The organism is Cryobacterium sp. RTC2.1 (assembly GCF_035018685.1).
Lineage (GTDB): Bacteria > Actinomycetota > Actinomycetes > Actinomycetales > Microbacteriaceae > Cryobacterium > Cryobacterium glucosi.
Map to the genome: position 1 here is coordinate 1 of NZ_JASJXJ010000226.1, position 4,161 is coordinate 4,161.

Below are 4,161 nucleotides of genomic sequence, written 5' to 3' on the forward strand. Positions count from 1 at the left end.
GTTAGAAACCTAGACGGAGAGCGGCGTGCACTCGTTAAGGCGCTCGGAAACCACCCACGGTAACGTCAGGAGAGCCCATTTTCGCTCCCGCTTTCCGAACCCAGTATCCGGCATAGGCGCAGCGAGCGAGCGGGCGAACCCACCCGGCCGGGAGCGGGTGTAGGTAAGCCTGCCCTAACTTCAGCTAGGCTGAGGGTGAGCGCTCCGCAGTCGGCGGGGAGGCCCGACGACGCCGAGGAGAACGTGAAGTGAGAGTGTCCAGCCGGGTTGACGGATCGCCTGCGGCCACCGCACCTCCCCTGTCGAACCCCTGCGGCCTGGAGGCGCTGCCGATCGGAGTGCCTGCCCGCATCATCGATGTGGGAGACCACGGTACGGCCCCGTACGCCGGTCGCCTCGGTGACCTCGGCTTCGTCGCCGGCGCCAGGATCGAGCTCCTCCGCCGGGCGCCGCTCGGAGACCCTGCCGTGTACCGGGTCCGCGGCTACGACATCTGCCTCCGACTCGCGCAGGCCCGCGGCATCCGCGTGACAACGACTCTGTGACGGACGCATCGAGCGGGCCGGACTGCCACGGCGGACCGACCGGCGGCACCGTCGTCACCGGCGCCCCGCGCACGGCGCTCGTCGGCAGCCCGAACGCCGGCAAGACGAGCATCTTCAACGCCCTCACAGGACTCCGGGCGAAGACCGGCAACTATCCCGGCGTCACCGTCGGCCGGTCCGTCGGCGTCTTCCGCTCGGGCGGCCAGGATTTCGTCGTCGAGGACCTGCCAGGCACCTATGGCCTCGAGCCGGTGAGTCCGGACGAGCAGATCGTCACCGACCTGCTCCAGGGCCGGCTCACCGGGGTCGAATCGCCCGACGCCCTGGTCGTCGTGATCGACGCGACGACGCTCTGGCGGTCACTGCGGCTCGTGTCGCAGGTCCTGCGCCTGCACCGGCCGGTGTGCATCGCCGTGACCCTCACCGACGAACTCATCACCCGCGGCGGGCGCCTCGACATCGCCGGGCTCGAACGGGCCCTCGGCGTGCCGGTGGTCCGGGTGATCGGCAACCGGCGCATCGGCATCCCCGAACTCCGCATGAAGATCGCCGGCTGGCGGAACTGGGCGGTGCCCGTGCTCGATCCACCGACAGACCCGGCCGAGCTCGAGGCCTGGACCGAATCCATCCTTTTGGCGAGCGAGTACCGCCCGGCGCAGCCCGACAAGACCACCCAGCGGATCGACGCGGTGCTGCTGCACCCGGTGTGGGGCACCGCGATCTTCATCGCGGTCATGGTCACCTTCTTCCAGATCATCTTCTCCTTCGCAGCACCCCTGCAGGGACTCGTGGAGACGTTCTTCGGCTGGCTCGCCGGACTGGTCGACGTCTTCGTGCCGGTGCCCTGGCTCGCGGGCCTGCTCGGTGACGCGATCATCGGAGGGGTGGGCGCCGTCGTCGTCTTCATCCCGCAGATCATGCTGATGTTCCTGCTGATCTCCCTGCTCGAGGGCGTCGGCTACATGTGCCGGGCCGCGTTCCTGATGGACCGCATCATGTCGCGGGCGGGGCTCGAGGGCCGGGCGTTCGTCGCGCTGATGAGTTCCTTCGCGTGCGCGGTCCCCGGGATCATGGCGACCCGCACGCTGCCGTCGGCCAAGGACCGCATCGCGACGATGATGGGCGCGCCCCTGATGACCTGCTCGGCACGGCTGCCGGTCTACATCCTCCTGATCGGGATGCTCGTCAGCCCGGAGTCCCGCATCGGCCCGCTGCAGACCCAGGGCGTCATCATGTTCTGCCTCTACTTTCTCGGGGCGGTGTCTGCCATGCTCGCGGCCTGGATCGTGAAGACCGTGCAGGACCGGAACGGCCTCCTGATGCCGTTCTACATGGAGATGCCGCCGTATCGCGTCCCGACGCTGCGGTCCATCTGCCTCACGATGTGGGATTCGTCCCGGGCCTTCCTGCGCAAGTGCGGAACGATCGTCATGCTCACGACGATCGTGCTGTGGCTCCTCCTGAACTTCCCGTTGCACTCGACCGCAGAACTGACGGCATCCGGTGTCGACGTCACGGATGAGGGCGCGGTGACGTCCTTCGTGATGGACCACAGTGCGGCGGCCTCGATCGGCCGTGCCGTCGAACCGGTCTTCGCGCCGCTCGGCTTCGACTGGCGCGTCAACATCGGCGTCGTCGCCTCCCTCTCCGCGCGGGAGACCTTCGTGGCAACGCTCGGCCAGATCGCCGCAGCCGACGACCCGGACAACCCGTCCGCTGCCCTCTCCGCCATGACGTACACCGACGGCGCCCATGCCGGCGACCGGGTCTTCACGGCCCCGACGATCGCCGCGCTTCTGGTCTTCTTCGTGTATGCGCTGCAGTGCATGTCCACGGTGAGCGTGATGAAGCGGGAAACCGGCACCTGGAAGTGGCCGGCCATCGCGTTCGGGTACATGTTCGTGCTGGCCTGGAGCTCGGCGTGGATCGTCCACGGCATCGTCGCACTCGCGACCGGGACGGCCTGAGATGATCCCGCTGCACCCGGAAGCCGTGCACGACCGCCCAGAGGCGCTCCGCTGGGTGATGCCGCCCGGTGCGCTCGGATTCACCGGTGCCGTCCGATCGGCACCGGGCGACCTCGGTCGCCTGCTCGACACCGGCGTGCTCACCGGGCTCACGGTCGGTGTCGGCTCCGTCACGACGTGCCTTTCCGCGACCTGCAGCTGGTCCTCGGAGGGCGCGGCGGTGCGGAGCGCGCTGCACGCCGCCCTCGAGAATCCCGCGGAGTGGGTTCCTGCCGTTGCGGGGACTCCCGGCACGCGCGACGCCGACCTCGCCGTGGCGGCCCGCACCGTGCTGTCCGGGCGCGTCGGCGACTTCATCCGCTCCCACGGCGGCGTCGTCGAGCTCGTCTCTGCACACGACGAGGTCGTCACGGTGCGCCTGACCGGCTCCTGCAGCGGATGTCCCGCCGTCGGGTTCACCCTGCACGCCCGCGTCGAGCGCGCCCTGCGCGACCTCCACCCCGGACTTCGCTCGCTCGTGGCGGTCTGAATCGCTCGTCCACCCGGTCGCCGGTGCGACTTTCGGCGATCCGCCACCCCTCCGGGATTCATTCCGACCGCGGAATGAATCGGCTTTCGGCCGTGCCCGTCTCGAACACGCCCTATTGCGATTCGCCGCACCGGACCATGATGGTGAACGATTCTGCAGTCCAGAGGAGGTGGGGGCGATGGTCCTGTTCAGTGACCGGGTGGATGCCGGCCGGCAGCTTGCCGAGCGGCTCGAGTACCTGCGGGGTACCGACACGATCGTGCTCGGCCTGCCCAGGGGAGGGGTGCCCGTCGCTGCGGAGGTCGCGAGGGTTCTCGCCGCGCCGCTCGACGTGATCGTGGTCCGAAAACTCGGCGTTCCCTTCCAGCCGGAACTCGCGATGGGAGCGATCGGCGAGGACGGCGTCAGGGAACTCAACCCGGACATCCTCTCGATGGCCAGCATCAGCGCGGACGAGCTCGCGACGGTCGAACGCCACGAACGGGCCATTCTCGACGCCCGCGTCGCGGAGCTGCGCAAGGGCAGGGAACGGGTCGACGTGCGCGGTCACACCGTCGTCATCGTCGACGACGGGATCGCGACGGGTGCGACGGCGCGCGCCGCCGGGGACGTCGCCCGGCTGCACGGCGCAACGCGGGTGATCCTGGCCGTCCCGGTGGCTTCGGCGGAAGCGCTGCTCGACCTCACGAGCTTCGACGAACTGGTCTGCGTGAACGTGCCGCGCCGCCTGGTGGCCGTCGGCAACCATTACATCGACTTCGCGGCCACAACCGACGACGAAGTGACCGCGCTGCTGGACGCCGCCGCCAGGCGGATCCGTTCCGGACGCCATGCCGGCGGATCCGGGCTCGACCGTGACGTGGAGATCCCGGTCGGCACGGTCGTCCTCGAGGGGCACCTGTACCTTCCCGAGAACGCCCCCGCGGTCGTCGTGTTCGCCCACGGCAGCGGGAGCAGCCGCCACAGCCCGCGCAACCAGTTCGTCGCCGACGTCCTGCACCGCGCCGGCCTCGGCACCCTGCTCCTCGACCTGCTCACGCCGGGGGAAGAATCAGACCGGGCCAACGTCTTCGACGTCGGGCTCCTCGCCGGGCGCCTGGCCGCGGCGACCGAGTGGCTC

At 69.6% G+C, this 4,161-nt stretch carries 4 protein-coding genes; all 4 read left to right on the forward strand.

The window, feature by feature from the left end; all coding sequences use genetic code 11:
• The first annotated feature begins 248 nt into the window (after positions 1-248).
• Entirely contained in the window at positions 249-545 is a 297-nt protein-coding gene (locus QN357_RS18060; protein ID WP_322135746.1) for a FeoA family protein, read from the forward strand.
• Positions 542-2,512 (forward strand): ferrous iron transporter B, encoded by a 1,971-nt coding sequence (gene feoB / locus QN357_RS18065; RefSeq protein WP_134561184.1) that lies wholly within the window; start codon positions 542-544, stop codon positions 2,510-2,512. Before QN357_RS18060 ends, feoB begins: the two co-directional genes overlap by 4 nt.
• Before the next feature lies 1 nt (position 2,513).
• A complete protein-coding gene (locus QN357_RS18070; RefSeq protein WP_322135747.1) occupies positions 2,514-3,041 on the forward strand; it encodes a NifU family protein in 528 nt (175 codons plus the stop codon).
• 178 nt (positions 3,042-3,219) lie between these two features.
• Positions 3,220-4,161, forward strand: a 942-nt coding sequence (locus QN357_RS18075; protein WP_323505306.1) for a phosphoribosyltransferase, incomplete at its 3' end; no start/stop codon positions are given.

What these genes read in the sequence shown, in the direction of transcription:
- QN357_RS18070 (WP_322135747.1), top strand. Translation starts at nt 2,514, where the DNA reads ATGATCCCGCTGCACCCGGAAGCCGTGCACGACCGCCCAGAGGCGCTC.